At 38.9% G+C, this 18,339-nt stretch carries 17 protein-coding genes; 7 read left to right on the top strand and 10 right to left on the bottom strand.

All coding sequences use genetic code 11. The features are described 5' to 3' along the window. Positions 1 to 241: 241 nt before the first annotated feature. On the bottom strand, positions 242 to 676 hold the full coding sequence (locus DC498_RS23500) for a tyrosine-type recombinase/integrase (RefSeq protein WP_255415866.1): 435 nt from the start codon (positions 674 to 676) through the stop codon (positions 242 to 244). 206 nt (positions 677 to 882) lie between these two features. Further along, on the bottom strand, positions 883 to 1,896 hold the full coding sequence (locus DC498_RS23490) for a helix-turn-helix transcriptional regulator (RefSeq protein ID WP_165813942.1): 1,014 nt from the start codon (positions 1,894 to 1,896) through the stop codon (positions 883 to 885). 348 nt (positions 1,897 to 2,244) lie between these two features. Here DC498_RS23490 and DC498_RS23485 point away from each other — a divergent pair, with 348 nt between their 5' ends. From DC498_RS23485 to DC498_RS23470, 4 genes are all read left to right on the top strand, one after another. After that, positions 2,245 to 4,689, top strand: a complete 2,445-nt coding sequence (locus DC498_RS23485; RefSeq protein WP_116876596.1) for a TonB-dependent receptor — start codon at positions 2,245 to 2,247, stop codon at positions 4,687 to 4,689. A 24-nt stretch (positions 4,690 to 4,713) separates the two neighbouring features. Then, positions 4,714 to 6,099 (top strand): hypothetical protein, encoded by a 1,386-nt coding sequence (locus DC498_RS23480; RefSeq protein WP_116876595.1) that lies wholly within the window; start codon positions 4,714 to 4,716, stop codon positions 6,097 to 6,099. 227 nt (positions 6,100 to 6,326) lie between these two features. Next, positions 6,327 to 7,340: an FAD:protein FMN transferase gene (locus DC498_RS23475; RefSeq protein WP_206197733.1), complete on the top strand. Its 1,014-nt coding sequence runs from the start codon at positions 6,327 to 6,329 to the stop codon at positions 7,338 to 7,340. Positions 7,341 to 7,549: 209 nt separating this feature from the next. Beyond that, positions 7,550 to 8,329, top strand: a complete 780-nt coding sequence (locus DC498_RS23470) for a patatin-like phospholipase family protein (protein WP_116876594.1) — start codon at positions 7,550 to 7,552, stop codon at positions 8,327 to 8,329. Between the two features lie 26 nt (positions 8,330 to 8,355). Here the strand turns inward: DC498_RS23470 and DC498_RS23465 are convergent, their stop codons facing one another. Beyond that, the gene (locus tag DC498_RS23465; RefSeq protein ID WP_133176963.1) at positions 8,356 to 9,186 is read right to left on the bottom strand and encodes a hypothetical protein; all 831 of its coding nucleotides are present in this window, start codon (positions 9,184 to 9,186) and stop codon (positions 8,356 to 8,358) included. 185 nt (positions 9,187 to 9,371) lie between these two features. Here DC498_RS23465 and DC498_RS23460 point away from each other — a divergent pair, with 185 nt between their 5' ends. Then, complete coding sequence (locus DC498_RS23460) at positions 9,372 to 9,932, top strand: hypothetical protein (RefSeq protein WP_116876592.1); 561 nt, start codon at positions 9,372 to 9,374, stop codon at positions 9,930 to 9,932. Here the strand turns inward: DC498_RS23460 and DC498_RS23455 are convergent. From DC498_RS23455 to DC498_RS23445, 3 genes are all read right to left on the bottom strand, one after another. Further along, complete coding sequence (locus DC498_RS23455) at positions 9,929 to 11,011, bottom strand: oxidoreductase (RefSeq protein WP_116876605.1); 1,083 nt, start codon at positions 11,009 to 11,011, stop codon at positions 9,929 to 9,931. The genes DC498_RS23460 and DC498_RS23455 overlap by 4 nt on opposite strands. Positions 11,012 to 11,285: 274 nt before the next feature. Next, a complete protein-coding gene (locus DC498_RS23450; RefSeq protein WP_116876591.1) occupies positions 11,286 to 12,344 on the bottom strand; it encodes a response regulator in 1,059 nt (352 codons plus the stop codon). Further along, on the bottom strand, positions 12,341 to 13,606 hold the full coding sequence (locus DC498_RS23445) for a PAS domain-containing sensor histidine kinase (RefSeq protein ID WP_116876590.1): 1,266 nt from the start codon (positions 13,604 to 13,606) through the stop codon (positions 12,341 to 12,343). Before DC498_RS23445 ends, DC498_RS23450 begins: the two co-directional genes overlap by 4 nt. Before the next feature lie 321 nt (positions 13,607 to 13,927). Between DC498_RS23445 and DC498_RS23440 the strand changes: the two genes are divergently transcribed. Further along, the gene (locus DC498_RS23440) at positions 13,928 to 14,329 is read left to right on the top strand and encodes a hypothetical protein (RefSeq protein ID WP_116876589.1); all 402 of its coding nucleotides are present in this window, start codon (positions 13,928 to 13,930) and stop codon (positions 14,327 to 14,329) included. Further along, complete coding sequence (locus DC498_RS23435; RefSeq protein ID WP_116876588.1) at positions 14,329 to 14,607, top strand: SelT/SelW/SelH family protein; 279 nt, start codon at positions 14,329 to 14,331, stop codon at positions 14,605 to 14,607. The genes DC498_RS23440 and DC498_RS23435 overlap by 1 nt, the downstream gene beginning before the upstream one ends. 2 nt (positions 14,608 to 14,609) lie before the next feature. On the opposite strand, the gene DC498_RS23430 is transcribed toward DC498_RS23435, so the two are convergent. From DC498_RS23430 to DC498_RS23415, 4 genes are read right to left on the bottom strand one after another with little or no spacing between them, the layout of a single operon-like run. After that, the gene (locus tag DC498_RS23430) at positions 14,610 to 15,014 is read right to left on the bottom strand and encodes a cytochrome C (RefSeq protein WP_116876587.1); all 405 of its coding nucleotides are present in this window, start codon (positions 15,012 to 15,014) and stop codon (positions 14,610 to 14,612) included. After that, positions 15,004 to 15,279, bottom strand: coding sequence for a hypothetical protein (locus tag DC498_RS23425; RefSeq protein ID WP_116876586.1), 276 nt, complete (start codon positions 15,277 to 15,279; stop codon positions 15,004 to 15,006). The genes DC498_RS23430 and DC498_RS23425 overlap by 11 nt, the downstream gene beginning before the upstream one ends. Beyond that, positions 15,276 to 16,286 carry a cbb3-type cytochrome c oxidase subunit II gene (locus DC498_RS23420; protein ID WP_116876585.1) on the bottom strand — a complete coding sequence of 337 codons (1,011 nt, stop codon included), beginning with the start codon at positions 16,284 to 16,286 and terminating at the stop codon, positions 15,276 to 15,278. The genes DC498_RS23425 and DC498_RS23420 overlap by 4 nt, the downstream gene beginning before the upstream one ends. 10 nt (positions 16,287 to 16,296) lie before the next feature. Beyond that, positions 16,297 to 18,264 (bottom strand): cbb3-type cytochrome c oxidase subunit I, encoded by a 1,968-nt coding sequence (locus DC498_RS23415; protein WP_240628085.1) that lies wholly within the window; start codon positions 18,262 to 18,264, stop codon positions 16,297 to 16,299. Between the last annotated feature and the right edge of the window lie 75 nt (positions 18,265 to 18,339).

The following is an 18,339-nucleotide window of genomic DNA, read 5'->3' as shown; positions in this document are numbered from 1 at the left end:
CCCAATCAAGGGCAGAGTCGTACTTGATAGTTTGATATGGTTCAACTCTAATTATATCACCACCGTCAAATATTTCAAAATATGTTTCAGAAGACTGTTTCATAAAAGTTGCCTACAACTCATAAATATACGAAAGTTTTCCTCTCCTAAAACTTTCGCTTTTTTTGTTATCGCCTTATTTTTCAAATGCTTATAAATATTGTTTACTACTTTAAAACTTTCGCAAATACAATTTAAAATATTATAATTTTAAATCGTCTAGAGGACTGATTATTTGCAGCATATCCCGGTTCGTTACATGCAAATAACGCAGCGTGGTTTTTATGTCATTATGTCCAGGCAATTTCATAATAAGGGTAACATCGGTTCCCCTGTCAAGCAAATGTGTTGCAAAATTATGTCGCAATGCATGTATACTTCCGGGTTTTAGAATGCCTCCTTTTTTCTTTGCGGCTGCCAACACCAGTTGTAAACTCCGGCTGCTGTAAGGTTCACCCGGGTATTGACCCGGAAATAAATAACCTTTTAACGATGGCTTTGCTTTTTTCCAGTACTCCCGTAACATAATCAGCAATACCGGACTCAATTTTACTATTCTGTCTTTCTTTCCTTTAGCCTGCTGTATCATTATGGTCATGCGCCTGCTATCTATATCTGCCGTTCTTAAATTAACCACTCACTCACCCGCAAACCTGATGAATACGCCAGCATGAGCATCGTTTTATGCTTAATATTTCCTGCTGACTTAATAATAATAGTTATCTCATCCTTGTTAAAAAAAGATGGTAGTTGTAATGGCTTCTTTGGTCTCGGTATTTCCCAAAGAAATTTCTCCTTTTTCAATACCTGCTCATAATAAAACTTCAGGAAGCTGCAACCAACTCACGCAGTCGCAAAGAATGGAGATTCCATAAGTGCGATCATCTCCGGCTGACTTAAAAAAGGAAGGAGAAACACTTTAATTTTATTAGGTAAATACCCGAAATATTTTTTAAAGGCAGTAGTAAAATGCGAGGCATGTTTATAACCGGCAAGTCTTGCAATTTCAGAAATCTTTTTCTCGCCTTCTAATAATAATACTCTCGATTTTTCCATACGTTCTTTTTGCAGGTAGCCATATACGGTAGTGCCAAATACCTGCTTGAAATGTTTTTTCAGGTAGCAATCATTGGTACCTATTTGCTGTGCAAGATCAAGAATAGAGCAGGAATTACCTATGTTTGAGGTAATAATATCTCTTGCCCTGTACATCTTTTCTACGTGAATATTATCAGGCAATTCTACTGCTGCTCTTTCACCCGCATTCTCAAACTGCTCCAGTTGCAACATGAGTAGTTCAATTACTTTCGCTTTTATGAACAGGCGTTTATAATACTGCTTCTGCTCGCATTGCACAATATCATACAACAGGGTTAACATGCGCGGGCTTACCTGCAATGCATATTCTCCTAATACCGCGGGTGTATTTTCATACACGCTGCTTACAAATACCTGGTGTAAAGGATGATTTTGAGGAATAAATCTTTCGAAATAATCAATAGTGAGATTAATGATAAAAACCTCAGCTCCTGCATCGCCATCCCACTTAATTTTAGTTTCCTGGTTTGAAATAAATACCAGGCTGTGTTCATTACGGTATATCTCGGCGAAGGCAGTATTGGTTTCCTGGTTAATATAAGTGCAATCAATTTTCTGGCAAAAAACCATACTGATATAAGATTCCTTACTCTTAAAAACAACTTCTTCTTTTTGTGCGCTTTTATAAATGAAATGCATGAAATGGATACCCGGGATAAGAAACTCTTTGCATTGATCTACGGGTGTTCTTACATGCTGTGGATTTTCGCGATCAATGATCTCATGCTCTTTTAATGAAAAAAATTCGGTGTATGCCAAGCTTACCGGTTGATGATGTCGGCAAATTCCAGACCTGGTTGTTGCAAAAAGTGGGTTGTTATTCATTTGCTCACATTATGATTTCCACACATTTGGCAAGTATAAGCGTATCTGGCTACAAAAATGTCATTTTATTGTAAAACAAAGTTTCGAAAAGCGAAAAAAATATCCAATACCTGCGATTGTTCTCCTTTTTGCGTAATCATATTTCCGTTTACAGTTACTCTTTGTTCCCACCTTTGCAAACTGAAACGCAATGTATTATCATCAAATCAGCCAAAACAGCACTGCTTTTTGTTAATCGGTAATCATCTGCTTTTCAATAACTAAACCGCACTTAACAAAGAGATGAGGCACAATAAAGCAGTTTTATATCTAATAAGTTTTCTCCTGTTTTTTGTTATTTACAGTAATAAACTTAGTGCACAACAAACTGTAACAGTAAAGGGAATTGTAACAGATGAAAAAAAACAGCCGGCAGCCCAGGCTACCATAGGCATTGCCGGTAAAGATAAATTTACAGTAGCAGGTGCAGACGGGCATTATCAATTACAACTTACACCCGGCAAACACAAATTAGTGTGCACAATGATAGGCTATGAAACACAGGAACTTGACATTGTCATTTCAGGCACACAACCGGCTACACACAACTTTCACTTAAAAAAATCAGATAATAAACAATTAAAGGAAGTAACCATACAAAGTATCTCCACTAAAAAACAAATAGAAACCTCGGGATTTGCGGTAAATGTGGTAGAAACCAGGGAAGCTGCTTTACGCAATATTCAAACCAATGAATTGCTCGACAGAACTGTTGGTGTAAGAGTACGTCAGAATGGAGGTGTTGGATCTGCTGTTGAATACAATTTAAATGGAATGTCCGGCAGATCAGTCGGCATTTTTATTGACGGGCTTGAAATTTCCACTTATGGATCGTCATTTAACCTCAACAATATTCCGCCATCCATGATTGAGCGGATTGAAGTGTATAAAGGTGTTTTACCTTCTCATCTGTCAGGAGATTATATGGGCGGCGCCATTAACGTAATTCTCAAAAAAGATGTTTCACAAAATAATATCACCGCATCAGTTTCTTACGGATCATTCAACACCTTCCAGGCTGATGCAAGTGGTATGTACCGGAACCAAAAGAATGGTTTTACAGTGAAGGCTTCAGGCTTTTATACGTATACAGATAACGACTATGAAACCTGGGGAAAGTTTTCGAAATACATTGCATATAACGGGGTGGTTACGAGAAACTACAGGGCAAAGCGATTTAACGACTCCTACAAATCATATGGCGGTCGTTTTGAACTTGGCTTTACCAATGTGAAATGGGCTGATGTGTTTTTGTTTGGATATAACGGGTCAGAAACACATAATGAGATCCCTCATGGGCAAACCATGGGCAGACCTTATGTAGGACGTTTTAACGAGGCGCAGGCACATGTATTCAGCTTAAATTATACCAAGAAGAATTTGTTTACGGAAGGTCTGAATCTTACGTTTAATGGTGTATACAGCAACAGGAATATGTATTTGCAGGATACTGTAGGCTGGGTATACAACTGGGATGGTAATTACAGGCTCGATATAAATAAAAACCCTATGTACAGGGTTGGCGAAGGTCAGCAGGGTGATAAAGTGATTACGGACATCAACAGGAAAATAACCAACTTTCGTACTAATCTCAGTTATGATATTTTTTCAGGGCACAGGCTTTCAGTTAACCATGTGTTTTATACTGTTAACAGAAATGATGAAGATCTGCTGAAACCGGTTGACAATAATACTTTAAAAACCAAAAGTGATCTCTATAAAAATGTTGTGGCTTTAAATTATGAAGCGCAAACCATCAGCAATAAATTAAAGACAAACTTATTCGTAAAATATTACCAGCAAAACGTTGGCCGCAACAGCCCGGTTGTATCAGTGGTGGATGGTAAAAATGTAGTGACGATGGTAAAAAATGATGGAAAGGTTGGGGCAACCGGTTACGGATTGGCGGCATCGTATACTGTTGTTCCCCGTGTAATCATTATCGGATCAGCAGAAAGAGCGGTACGTATGCCGGGTGAATCGGAAATACTGGGCGACCCCAATGAAAATGTGCTGTCCAATTTTACCATCCGGCCTGAAGTAAGCAACAATTTCAATATTGGGTTCAGGTTAGGTTCTTTTGATTTTGGTAAACACAAATTCACACTTTCAACCAATGCATTCTGGAGAAATGTGAAAGATAAGATCATGCGGCAGGCAAATGCTAATCTTGTAGACCAGGAAGTGGAAGTTTCTCCTTTTATAAATTTAGGCAAAGCACAGTCGCTGGGATTTGAAGGAGAACTTGGTTACATCTATAATAACAAGCTGAATTTTCTTTTCAGTATTTCCAAATTCAATTCTGTGTTTAAGGGAACAGGTTCAGCAGCAGACCGGTTATCTCAATATTACAACAAACAGGTACCTAATGAGCCTTTTTTTACCATGAATGGGAATGTGCAGTACCGGCTGAATAATATCATACAAAAAAAATCTATTGTAAACCTGTTCTACAATTTCGGATATGTAGCACCATTCAATACTGTTTGGCCGAAGTCTGAATGGTTTACCACACCTGCTCAGCTTGTACACGATGCAGGAGTAAATTACCGGTTCCCTAACAGGAAACTTATTATAAGCATTGATGCTAAAAACATCTTTAACTCTGAAGTGTACGACAATTTTGGCGTACAAAAACCAGGCAGAGGTTTTTATGGAAAAATAACTTATACAATTGGCAAATTTTAATACAAATCAAACAATAGAAGTAGCATGGAAAAAAAAATGTTTAAACCGTTAATACTGGGTACTGTTGTAGCAGCTTTTGCATTGGCAAGTTGCAAAAAAGATGATAATGGTGGTAGCACAGAACCACCGGTAGATGAAAGCCGCTGGATTACGCTTTCAGGAGCCATTGATGATCCATCCAATACCAATCCCGCTGATGGCGATGCCGGAACAATGGTATATAGCCTGACTGCCGCAGACGCTAAAAACCCGAGTATAACCGTGAATGTTTTTAATGATGGTATGCATGTTAAATCTTCCCGCACAGCCCGTTTACAGGCTTCTGCTGATGGAAATTTTTTGTACAACATACAATATACCGGCGATGATGGTGGTATATTCAATAAATACAGTGTACATGGTGCTAATGACTTCAGAGCAAGCGGCGCTGAAGTGGAAACAGCAACTTATGTAAGCTCTTCACCACGCTGGTTAAAAGCTGCAGAAGGTATAGGTATTGCAGTAAGAGGCACAGCCAATGCAGTGGTATATGAAGGCACCTCTCCTGACTTTGTGTTCAAAGAGAGAACTGCTAAAATAGATATTCTTTCACTGGACCTGAATGATCCCAAGATCATCAACACTGCCACTACTGCTAAATTTTCGCTTTCTGAAGAAGAAACAGCAGCCGGTTATTATATTTCCCGTATTGATGTGCCTGTAGTTAACAAAGCTGGTAATAAAGTGTATATAGGTGTAGCCGTTTCTAAAGTTAAACCTGAGTCTTTCACCATTGGTACTGATGGTACTCCAACATTTGCTACAGACAATGCCAGCCCTAAAGCCTGGGCAAAGACAATCGTAGCAGACTATCCGGCCCTCACTAATCCTACACTTATATCTTCATCCAATACAAGAGCTAACACTAATGGATACCGCAGCACTATGCAGTATATAGGAACTGATGGTAATGTATACCAGGCTACTTCAGGTGAAGGCTATGGCAACGGTGGTTCAAAAATTTTAAAAATCAACGCTTCCGGCAACGATTATGACAACAGCTATGTATTTAGTTTGGATGCCGCTTTAGGCTTAAGCAATACTTATATTGAAACATGGAGATATGTTGGTGACGGAATTGGATTTGTAGTATACAGTTTGGTTAGCAGTGAGGGAGAACGTACAGGTGGTTATATTGCCCGTATTAATCTCAATGATAAAACAGCTACAAAATATACGCTTCCTAACGAATCAAGTTTGTATTTTGGACAGATCCAGAATATTGCACAGAATGGCAACGATGTTTTTATTGCAGTAGCAGTTCCTGGTCAGCAGGGTAATATTTATGTTTTCAATAAAGAAACCGGGGAAATGTCTGCGGGTGCAAAACTGGGCAACCAAACCGGCGGACAGTATATTGGAGCATACTAAAAACCAGCGGTAAACCCTAAGACTCGCCTACCGGAAGCCGGGTGTCAAATGCTTAGTTTACCGTCTGACTTTTCGCGATTAACTTAACACTAATTTGTTATCAAAGAAGCCGTAAATAATAACGGCTTCTTTGTCGTTTATACAGGTTTGTTCCATAGCGGTTTTAAAAAAATTATATTATGTTACGCTTGATCCTATTAGCGGGATAGCATAAACTTGCAGCAACTATGAAGGTTAACAAAGGCATTTGGCTGATACAATCCTGCAGCGTTGTGCTGATGGTATTATTGAGCAGTAATGTTTCAGCACAAACCATACGCAAAAGAGTGACAACTTTGATGGGATCCCGATTTGAGATCATTATTACAGCAAAAGATTCTGTATCGGCTGAAAAATATATTGATGCGGTTATTGCAGAAATTACAAGGATTGAAAATCTTATCTCAGAATGGCGGCCTGCAACCCAAATATCTGAAGTGAATAATAATGCAGGAATACGACCGGTAAAAGTTGATAAAGAGGTTTTTGAACTGACCAGGCGGGCCATATATTTTTCCCGGATTTCTGATGGAGCTTTTGATATCAGCTTTGCTGCTATGGACAGGATATGGAAATTTGATGATTCAATGACGGAAATGCCCTCTCCCGAATCAGTGAAAAAATCTGTAGCAAAAGTTGGTTACAGGAATATTATTCTCGATAGTATCAACTCCACTATTTTTTTGAAACTGGAAGGCATGAAAATTGGTTTCGGATCCATTGGCAAAGGGTATGCAGCAGACAGGGGAAGACAGGTTATGCTTGAGCATGGCGTATATGCCGGAATTGTGAATGCTTCCGGAGATATGACCGCATGGGGAACACAACCAGACGGAACAGACTGGAAGATTGGAATTACTAATCCATTCAATGCAGATTCACTGCTGGCTGTTATTACGCTAAAAAATGCTTCTGTAACCACGTCAGGCAGCTACGAAAAATACGTGGAGTTTAACGGCAGGCGCTACTCGCATATCATTAACCCCAAAACCGGCTATCCGGCTACAGGGCTAACCAGTGTAACGGTTACCGGCCCCGATGCAGAAACAGCAAATGGTTTCAGCACTGCATTAATGGTGTTGGGCAGGAAAAAAGGATTACGTTTAATTAAAAAATACCCTGCCTATAGTTGTATTATGATTACAGATAAGGGAAAAGTTGTTAAGTCTGAAAATTTTAATAAACATGTAGAGACATATTAAATGCGAAGTGTGGAACGCGGAAAACAGGTTCCACAGGATATACCCGCATTAATCAATGCCTCCTCTGCATTCATTATACTATTCCGTAACAGGTACATTGCCGTAATACTGAATCATTATACCACGAAGGGCAATTGCAATTACTGGTAATATCTGTAGATTAGCAATCCGTATAAACAAGTCATCACAGCATAAACCAGCGCTTTAAAATGATTTTAAATAATAAGATCGGTATCACACTTTCCGGCGGCGGCTTTAGAGGCATAGCCCATCTTGGTGTAATAAAATATTTGCAGGAACAGGGTATTAAACCGGATATGATTTCCGGTGCAAGCGTTGGCTCATTGATTGGTGCATTCATCGCAGCAGGATATATGCCTGATGAAATCCTGGAGTTCAGCAAAAAAGAAAAACTGTTTACCTATTCTGATTTCTTTACCAGCAGGGGAGGTTTGTTCAGCACGATAGTTTTTGAAAAGCTGATTAAAAAATATATTCCGCATGACAGCTTTGAAAAACTGAAAATGCCGCTATACGTATCCGTTACTGATATCACCCATGCCCAATCGCTTATATTCAACGAAGGCTCACTTTCATTTGCGGTGAAATCATCCTGTTGTTTCCCATTGGTTTTTCAGCCTGTATTATATAAAGATAACACTTACCTCTGCGATGGCGGGCTTTTAAATAACTTTCCGGTGGAGCAGCTCCGCTCTATCTGCAGTAAAGTAATAGGTGTAAATGTTGACCCCATCAGTACCCTGGAGGGGCCCCTGGGCTATAAAGCGATGATTGCCCGCATTATCAGGATGACTACCGCACTGAAGGCTGTTAATTCAAAACAGCTTTGTGATGTATACCTGCAACCTGATACCCTCAATAACTACAGCACATTTGAAACAAAAAAAATTGATGACATATTTCAACTTGGCTATGATTATGCCAAAGGATTTAAAAAAGAATTGCTGGCACTGAAAAAAAACAAGTAGACCGGCATCTGTATTGTCAACCCAGCTTAAATAAGTTCATCGTTATCTATTTTAAAACCGCGTATTTGCTTTTGATTATCATCTTTCCACCTAAACTCATTATTCTTTTCAAAATACTTTGGGTATTTATTTTTATATTTTTCTGAGACTTTATTTTTCTGTTTTTTATTATTGATATACAGATCACCGTCTTTTATTTCAATTTCAAAAGGTTCATTTTGTTTTATCAGTCCATCTTTCTCCAGGTCAGCTTTAAAATTATTCAATTCATCCAGTTTAACTTTTGCCTCTCTTAATTTAACCCTGGCTTTACGCATGTTCAGATCTACATCATTTTTCATTGCAAGTTCCATCTGTTTCCTGCCACGCTCCAGGTTTAGCCGGTTCAGTTCCATTTGCCTGTTTGCATTTGCCAGCATCCTATGCTGCTGCTGCATAAATTTTTTATTGATCATATCATAGTCAATATTTTCCTGCACATCTGCAAGTATCCTTTGACGTGATCTATACATATCCTGCAAGCCGGTTTCGTCGAGCGTCTTACGATAACTGTCCTTTATATAATTATCATAATCCTTTCCCAGTTCTCTTTTAAGCCTTTGCATACTGCGTTCCACTTCACGCATAGCCTGCTCAACCGCCTGCAGGTTTACTCTGTTATTCTCCAGATGCTCATTATCAGCGGAGATTCGTGGTAATCTTTTTTTGGGAGGTACCGTATCTGTTGTTGTTTGGGTATTGCGGGGGTATCCCCGAAAGGAATCGCCATCATTACCGGAAAAGGCTAATGCAAAAATTGTTATTGAGCTAAAAACCATCATAAGAAAAATGCGCGTACTTAATGCATAGTGTATCATGTGCGGAGTTTTAAATTATACAATTACGATAAATTTCGTATAAAAATACGATTATTTTCGTATTTCCAAAATTCACATCGTTATTTATCGATGTTTTTTATGCTTTATTCAACATTTAACATATCATCAAAGTCCGGAAGCTTTATTTTGCAGCACTGTATATCTTTGCCATAAATATCTATCTCATGAAAAAGTGTATATCACTACTTATTATTGCCGGCTTTGTAATAACGCAACACGCAATTGCCCAGGAGGAAGACCAGGAGCCGGTGCAAAAAGGTTTTGATAAATCCAAATTGTTTTTTGGCGGAAATTTTGGGTTAGGATTCGGCACCAACACTTCGGTGAATGTATCTCCGCAGGTAGGTTACAGGTTCAATGATTATTTAGCTGCAGGCGCCGGCGTGAATTTTAATTATTATAATTACAGGTATTTCGATTCGAGAGAAAGCTATGGATATACAGGATTCAATGTATTTGGACGCGTTTATCCCATTAAATTTATATTGTTGCAGGCCCAACCGGAATTAAATTATAGCTGGGGTTCAATAAAATATTATAACGGCAATGAGAGACAAAAACTAGCAGGACAATTTGTCCCTTCACTATTACTGGGTGGCGGAGCCGCAATACCAATGGGCGGCAGAAATGGAGCCTTATTACTTATGATACAATATGACATTTTACAAGAACAGCGCACTCCTTACGGGAACCGCCCTTTCTTTTCGCTCGGGTATAATTTCTAATCATCATAGCTGATATCCATCAAACCGGTGCAGGGTAAAGTTCTTTTCTCTGCATTGCTTTGTATAGCAAGCTGAATAATGCGGATGGTATTGTAACCGTGTTCCGGCTTTTGTTTTACCGGTTTGCCATTTACTATAGTATCATAAAGATCAAGATAATAATCAGCATAACTTCCTTTGAGCGAAGGATAACGTTCTTTAATAATTTCACCATTAACATCAGTATGCAGCAATCCATACGTATCTTCCTTTTCAGCACCCCAGTCCTCCCCTGCCGGTGGTTCCCCGGCTCTTAGTCTTGCCTCTTGCGGGTCTTCACCATATTTAATAAATGATCCCTTTGTGCCATGGATCATATACCTGGGTCCCTGCTCACGGAAAAGCATACCTGCATGAAGTATTACTTTATTAAACCCGTAATCAAGCCAGATATTAAAATAATCATCAACCCTCGCATGAGGCCTTTGAAGGCGTATGTCCGCGGTTATATACTTTGGTAACCCAAAAAAATATAAAGCCTGGTCAATAATATGCGCACCAAGATCATATAAGATACCACTACCCGGCAAAGGAGCTTCACGCCAGGCTGTTGGCCGCTCTTCCGCGCGGTAACGATCATAATGTGCTTCAAATTCGTGCACATCGCCCAGCAATTTATTATCCAGTATCTGCTTTATTGTTCTGAAATCACTTACGTACCTGCGGTTCTGGTATACGCTCAGCACTTTACCGCTACTAGCCGCTATATCAACCAGTTGTTCTGCTTCTTCAATAGTGTTAGTGAAAGGCTTTTCAAGCACAACATGCTTACCTGCTTCCAGAGCCATTTTGCTATAAGGAAAATGTGTATCATTAGGTGTAGTAATAATAATAAGGTCAATATCCGGGTCACTCACCATTTCTTCAATGGTACGCACAATTTTAGCCTGCGGAAACTGCGCTTTTGCTTCACTCCCTTTGCGCTGCAGAATACTCACAAATTCATATTGCCCTGGTAAAGTTGTTACAAAAGGAAGATGAAAAACTTTTGCAGAAATGCCAAAACCAACAACGCCTGTCCTTATTTTTTGCTTAGCCATGATACTGTTTTGAATAAAGATAAAGGAAAAATAAAAGCGTTTAAAATAGGGCCATCCTGATTTTTTGCATACAAAGACCGCTGCTAAAGCAGATGCCTCGTGCCCCGACATGACGGACTACAGTGCAGTATTCAGCGTTAGTGCTATTGTTGAACATTTATACTACTGTTCAACATACCTTCTCCTGCCTGTCGTGCCGACGCACCAGGCATCTGCACGAAATTACTACACGCAAAGATTTGAAATGCGACCTTTTAAACAGTAACCCCTTATTTTAATTCAACAATGCCGCAAGCTTTTTCTCATTAAGAATAATGATCTCTCCGGCATGTATTTCAATTAACTTCTCTGATTTAAAATCACTTAAAGTTCTGATAAGAGACTCAGTTGCCGTTCCGGCTATATTCGCAAGATCTTCTCTTGATATCTGGATCGAAAACTTATCCGTATGTGCTTTTTTATATTTCTGCTGCAAAGTCATCAGCGCATCGGCGACTCTTTTCCGCAGTGAATTATATGCAAGCCCCAGCAGCTGCTCTTCTTTTTCCTCAACATTTTTTGCAAGCAGCTTTATAAACTTTTGCATTACTTCCTTATTACTATCTATTAATCCCCTGAACTCTTCAACAGGAATGATCGCCACCTCTGCCTCACTGATGGCTTCTGCCGTTTCTTTATATGCAGATCCTTCCAGCATGGCAACATAGCCAATAAATTCTCCCTCGCCGTGTAACCCTACAGTAAATTCTTTTCCGTCCGCATTTGTTTTGAATGTTTTAATCTTCCCCTTTTCAATATAGTATAGTTTATTAGGATGATTCCCCTCTGAATATATAACCTGCTTTTTTTTGTAATGATTGACATGCCTGTCTTTTGTAAGATTCTCCAATGCCTTTTTTCCACCAGCCTCGTGCAGCATTTGCTGCATACCATCTGCATTCAGTTCAAAATTCTTTTTAAGCAGGTTCACTTTATTCAGCCTGCTTTCAATTGCACTCAGCAATTCAATATCGGTAAATGGCTTCGTTACATAATCGTCCGCACCCATTTCCATTCCCTTCCTGAAATCGCCCCGTTCTGCTTTAGCTGTTAAAAAAATAAAAGGTATGCCTTTCAGTTCAGGGTTAATATTCAGTAAATGAAGCACACCATATCCATCCAATACAGGCATCATTACATCGCACACTATAAGATCGGGCTTATTGGAAAGTGCTTTCTCCACCCCTATCTTACCATTTTCAGCTGTTTCCACTTTGTAACCGCCAAGTTCCAGTATCTCAGCTGTGTTCTCTCTTATATCATTGTTATCTTCTATTAAAAGTATCCGTTTCATGCCGGCAATTCATCATTTTTAAAAGTTATTGTAAATGCAGTGCCTTTCTCCAGCTTGCTTTCACATCTAATATCTCCATTCATTAATTCAACATACTTTCCTACAATATGCAGTCCTAAACCTGTACCCTGTATGTTTGTGGCATTTTTAGCCCTGAAAAAACGTTCAAATAAATGTTTCTGATCTTCAACAGAAATACCCATACCATAATCTTTCACCCCGAATATAATATAATCTGCATTTACACTGCTTTTTACTTCAATTTTCCCATCTTCAGGAGAAAATTTTATAGCATTAGACAGCAGGTTCATAAAGATATTCCTGAGCAAAGTGATATCGAGATATACATTAGCCTCGCCTTCGTGATCATATATAATATACTGCGTCTTTTTAGCTATCCCCTGCATCTCGCTGCATATATTCGTAATCAGCTCTTTTACATTGAAGTTGCTGTAGTGCGTTACAATTTTCCCATCTTCTATTTTACCTATAGAGAGAAATTCATTAAGAATATCAGTAAGATTATTTACTGAAGACTTGATACGCAATATATGCCTGTCTCTTTTTTCCTGTTCTTCGGTTTGGGTATATTTTGCCACCAGTGATGCAGAAGATAAAATAGTACTTAACGGTGTGCGGAATTCATGCGACGCCATAGAGACAAAACGACTTTTTAAATCACTCAGCTCTTTTTCTTTATTCAGCGCCTGCGCCAGCTCATCTTTAGATTCCTCGAGCTCTTTCATTGCCTGCTCCAGCTGGCTTGTACGTAATACAACCTTCTGCTCCAGCTCATCATTCAATTTTTCAATTTTCAGGTTAACTGCTTCAAGCTCTTTTTTTTGCTGCAATAGTTCGGCTTCAATTTGCTTTCTCCTGGTAATATCATTTATAAACGCAATAATAAAAGTAGCGTTATGACTCTTGTAGGTGCTTAAACTGACTTCCACATTAAATTCTTCGCCATTTTTTTTAATGCCAAACAGATCCATTCCTAAACCCATTGGCCTGGGCTGTGGATGAGCTGCATAATTATCACGGTAGCCTACATGATTATGATGAAACCTTTGTGGAATGAGTACTTCGATACTCTTCCCGGTTAATTCAGCAACATCGTTATATTCAAATTGTTTTAAAAGGAAATTGTTTACAAGGATGATCTCCCCTTTTTGGTTAACAATTAAAATACCCAGCGAAACATGTTGAAAAAGAGCATCAAATTTCTCTTTTTCGTTTAATAGTTCTATTTGCGCAGAAGCCATATCGGGAAATATCTTTTGGTAAAAATAGTATCCTTATTTCAAATAAAATCAGCCGGGCGGCAGGGACTTCGGTTTTAAAATGATATTTTAAACGCTAAAGACAAATATCCATTAGTTAAGCAATAAAAAGTTTTATAAAGGAATTGAGATTCCACAAATTAAGATTGCCTTAAATTTTTTAAAAAGCGAACTCCCTGCAGCCGCTACCTGTTATAAAACAGCACGTCTTCATTTGTACATTCATAAACTTTTGTTATTTTGAACCATAGGTCTGTACTTTTGCATACCAGCAACCGTCTATGGTTAGTAAAACACTGCAAATTGAAAAAACTTTTACTTTTCCCCCTCCTTGTATTTCATACTGTGATTTTTGCGCAAAAAATCGACAGTATATATTTCAATCTCTATACTGACAGCTTAAAAAAAGGCACTTACAATTATATTAATGTTGAAGGGAAATTAGCAAACGGTAGCATCCGCCCGCTTGACAGCACTCAATTGTCGTTTATAAGCTCTTATAGTAAATTTTCCGGGAACAGTTTATGGATACCTTTTGAAACTAATGAGGAGAAGATAAACATAACCGTGATCCTGAAAAACAACCCCAACAAGGTGATTTATAAAACCATTTATATCAAAAAGAAGAAGGAAGACTCACAACTGAAAACAGTTGATGAAATACTTGCTGATCCTCCCAAAACGAAATCAAAGAAACGGCATTAATGAAACCAACTATATCCATTGAGTATTGCCCCAAATGCGGCTGGATGTTACGCGCAGCTTATATGGCACAGGAGCTGTTAACCACTTTTTCTGATGATGTAAAAGCTGTTTCGCTCATTCCTTCTGAAATAAGCGGGCGCTATACCATAAGCATAAACGAACAAATTGTTTTTGACAGGAAAAGAGAAGGAAGATTCCCGGAAATAAAAGGGCTGAAGCAATTGGTCAGAGATATTATAAACCCTGGCAAAGACCTCGGACATTCTGACAAAAAATAATCTTAAGAAATAGAAAAATACCTGTACAGGTAATACATTGCCCACCCGGTAAATACAATTATGATTATCCAAACCCAGGAGGGTATACTTTGCGGTGTTTCACTACCTTCAATCAAAAAAGATTTCTGATCGCCTTTTCCGTATGCATTGATCATTAAAGGTAATACTCCGTCAACTATTGCATTTTCTTTGATTCCTTCAACTGCTATAGCCGGTCCGTTACGAACAATAAAAGGGATCTTGCGTATCCCCTCTTTGCCGGAAGGATCCCTGCTTACTATCTTCAGCACATGTTCCCCATCCGTTAATTTACGTGTGTCTAGCTCAAAACTAACAGGGGATAATACTTCTGCTACCGGTTTAGTATCATTATCAATAAAAATAAATATAGTACTGTTATCCTTCATAGTATTCGTTGTTTAAAATAACCCGTTTGATATGTCTTTCAGATCGCTCTCCGGGATATATTATCCACTTTACAAAATAAAAAGCTGATACAGCAACTATCACTACTGCTGAGCACACAATAAGATAATCCCAGCGGCTTTCAGGTGCAGTGCCATGCGTTATACCTTTTAAAACTGCCGGCTGGTTGCGTTCACAAACTTCACAGGCAAGTATTTTACAAACAGAAACAAGTGGCAGAAAAATACTGCATACGATCTTTTTCATTCTTTTGATATTTTAAGTTGAATGGCTTCCATAATTTTTTTTGCCTCCTCAGGCGTTATTTCACCACCTTTATTTCCCCAACTATTGCGTTCATAGTTCACAATGGCCGCTACTTCATTTTCTGTGAATCTCATATTAGTCCCCACAGGCGGCATTACTCCATATCCAGGATTGGCATCATAACCATTCATTATAATATCTATATACAATTGGAGATTATCGCCTGTCACAACCGGGCTTCCTTTTAAAGAAGGAAATGCCCCGGGTAAGCCTTCGCCATTTGCCTGATGACAAGCCTGGCAATTAGCAGCAAATAGTTCTTTACCATTTACGGCATTTGTATTATCACCGTTTCCCGGTAGTTGTTTTTGTGTTTGCTTGTACAAAAATTCCGGCGCATTTTTTCCATCAGGCAGCGCTGCCTGTTTTAAATACTGGAGATAAGCAACTAAATAAACAGCATCTTTATTAGCCACCACTTTGCTTTCTTTATCCTGCAAATAGGATGATGGCACATTAACTGCAATATCCTGTGCTGATATTTTTTTCTTTATGGTAAACAACCATGGATAAGCAGGCATTACGGATTCTTTTACAACAATTCTTGGATTGAACAAATGAACAAGATGCCAGTCTTGAGAAGGCTGACGGTTACCGATATTTGTAAGATCAGGCCCGGTACGCTCTGTGCCCATAAGCGTTGCAGTATTCCGCCAGAAATCCGTCCGGCGGATATTTGCATAATCTGCTGCAATTCCCGGCCTGCTGCCCCACACTTTATCCATGTCTACATTTCGCACCTGCTGCGTATGGCAGGCAACACAACCATTGGCAATAAATACAGCTTTACCTTTTATTACATCATCTCCGGGTTCAACTGCACCGGCAAGTGGCTTATTCTTATTTTGATTGTGTATGGCCGGCATAATAGCTACAACCAATGTAAGCGTTACAAACATGACTGCTGCCGTGCCAAATAGCTTTTTATGATTATCAAAAAATTCCATTATTCTTATTTCACAGATGGTTATATAATGTTGTATGTCCGGTTGAAAGATTTTGCTTTAATTGATCTATCGCTGTTTCCCTGATATCTGTTTCCGGCCTTCGTGCTATCATTTTATACATATTATAAGCAAAGAACAAATGTGATAACCACATCAGGCTGCCTCCTATAGCACGCCATAACCAGTAAGGCGCCATCATGGTTACACTTTCCATAAAAGGTTTACCATTCATCCACAATAAACCTTTAAGGGTTCCGCCATACATCAGGGGAATAGTATAAAACAACATCCCGATCAATGCGAGCCAAAAGTGTGCACCTATAGTAATTTGCGGCGCCTCTTTACCTGTAAGCCTGGGCACTACGGCATAAATACATGCCCAAAGAAAAAAACAGATAATGCCATACATGGTAAGATGAGAATGTGCCACTGTAAAATCAGTAAAATGCCAGAGCAAATTGGTGTAGCGGAAGGCTTCGGCAGTGCCCTGCATTGACCCTGTAAAATAAAAAACAGTACCCACCAGGAAGAAGGGAAGCGTATAGCTGTCCTTCACTTTATACCATGCACCGTTAAACGTCATTAAAAAATTGGTGGTACCGGCAATTACCGGTATTGCCATACCTGCACTACCTACTATTGCTACCGTTTGCAGCCACCAGGGTATAGAACTGAATACAAAATGATGTGTGCCGATAAGTGTATAAAACAATATCTGCGTCCAGAAAGCAAGCACACCCAAACTATAGGAATAAATAGGCTTATTTAACTGTTGCGGAAGAAAATAATATACTATGCCAAGCGTAAATAACATAAACCACATGCCTACACCCTGGTGCATGTAGTAACCCTGTATAATAGTTTCGCCTAACCCATTTTGCCAGTAAGGAATATAAGCTGCAAGAGAAATGATAATAGTAAAAATAATGGCAGAAACCATATACCAGTTAGAAATATAAATTTCCCTGGTCGTTCGTGATGCAATTGTTTTAATATAATTAATAAGAGACAATCCCAATGCAACTCCGAACAGCAGCATAACCGGCCAAATGTATTCTCTGTATTCTCCCCCTCCGTTGTTTATGCCTGCCATCAAACATATTGACCCTATAAGCACACAGGCATTGATGCAATAAAGTGCATACCAGCCTAGCCTGAGGCTATATAATTTAACATTACTTACCCTCGGCACTATGTAATAACCGAGCCCAAGCATACCAAGTGAAGCCCACCCCCAAAAAACCGAATTGGTGTGCACCGGTCGCAATTTTCCAAAACTAAGCCAGCTGGATTGATCAATATCAGGAGCTACAAACTTGATACCTACATATTCGCCTACAGTAGTTCCAAACAACAACCAGAATGTAGCACATCCCAGGTACCATAAAACCAATTTCGATAATGCCGGATCAATATTAGGACGGGGCAGCGCTTTCTTTTTAATAGCAACTATAGGCAAACCAGGCTCCTGGTTTATATTTAATAACCCTTTTGAATCTTCAGGAGGTTCATTACCGGATAATTCATTATTGGCTAATGTATATTCCAGGGCTGTTTTTCTTTTCTTAAGCGTTTCGCTTAATTCTTCATCGGTAAGTGTTTGCAGGTATTGGGCAAACTTGGCAGCCTCCTGCATATTAAGCTTGTTTTTATGTTGAGTTATAAGCCTATTCAGTCTTACAATAAACAGTAAAACAGCTGCAATAATGGGAATTAAAACAAGGATAATAGTAATAATAATTCCCCCTTGTGACAGGAGTTCACCCTTCTCCGTCATTGGCTGAGCTGTAAGGTTATTTGCGGAACCTGTAATAAGAACAGAAAGCAAAAGCATTAAGGAACTTTGTCTTCCTGTTTTTTTCCAGGCTTTGTATTTGATAATCGTTTCAATTTGTTTGCCCGTAAGCTTATGCATATGCGCCCTGAAGACTTTGCTATCACCTTTCTGCTGTAGCTCACGGCGTTTTTTTTGCAGCATTGATACCTTTTTCTTTAAAACCAAAACAGCAGCAAGTAAAAAAAACAACATTGCAAATATGCATCCCGTTTGCAA

The sequence above is a fragment of the Terrimonas sp. genome (assembly GCF_003075435.1).
In the GTDB taxonomy this organism is placed as follows: domain Bacteria; phylum Bacteroidota; class Bacteroidia; order Chitinophagales; family Chitinophagaceae; genus Agriterribacter.
This window is presented reverse-complemented; position numbering and strand designations above follow the sequence as displayed.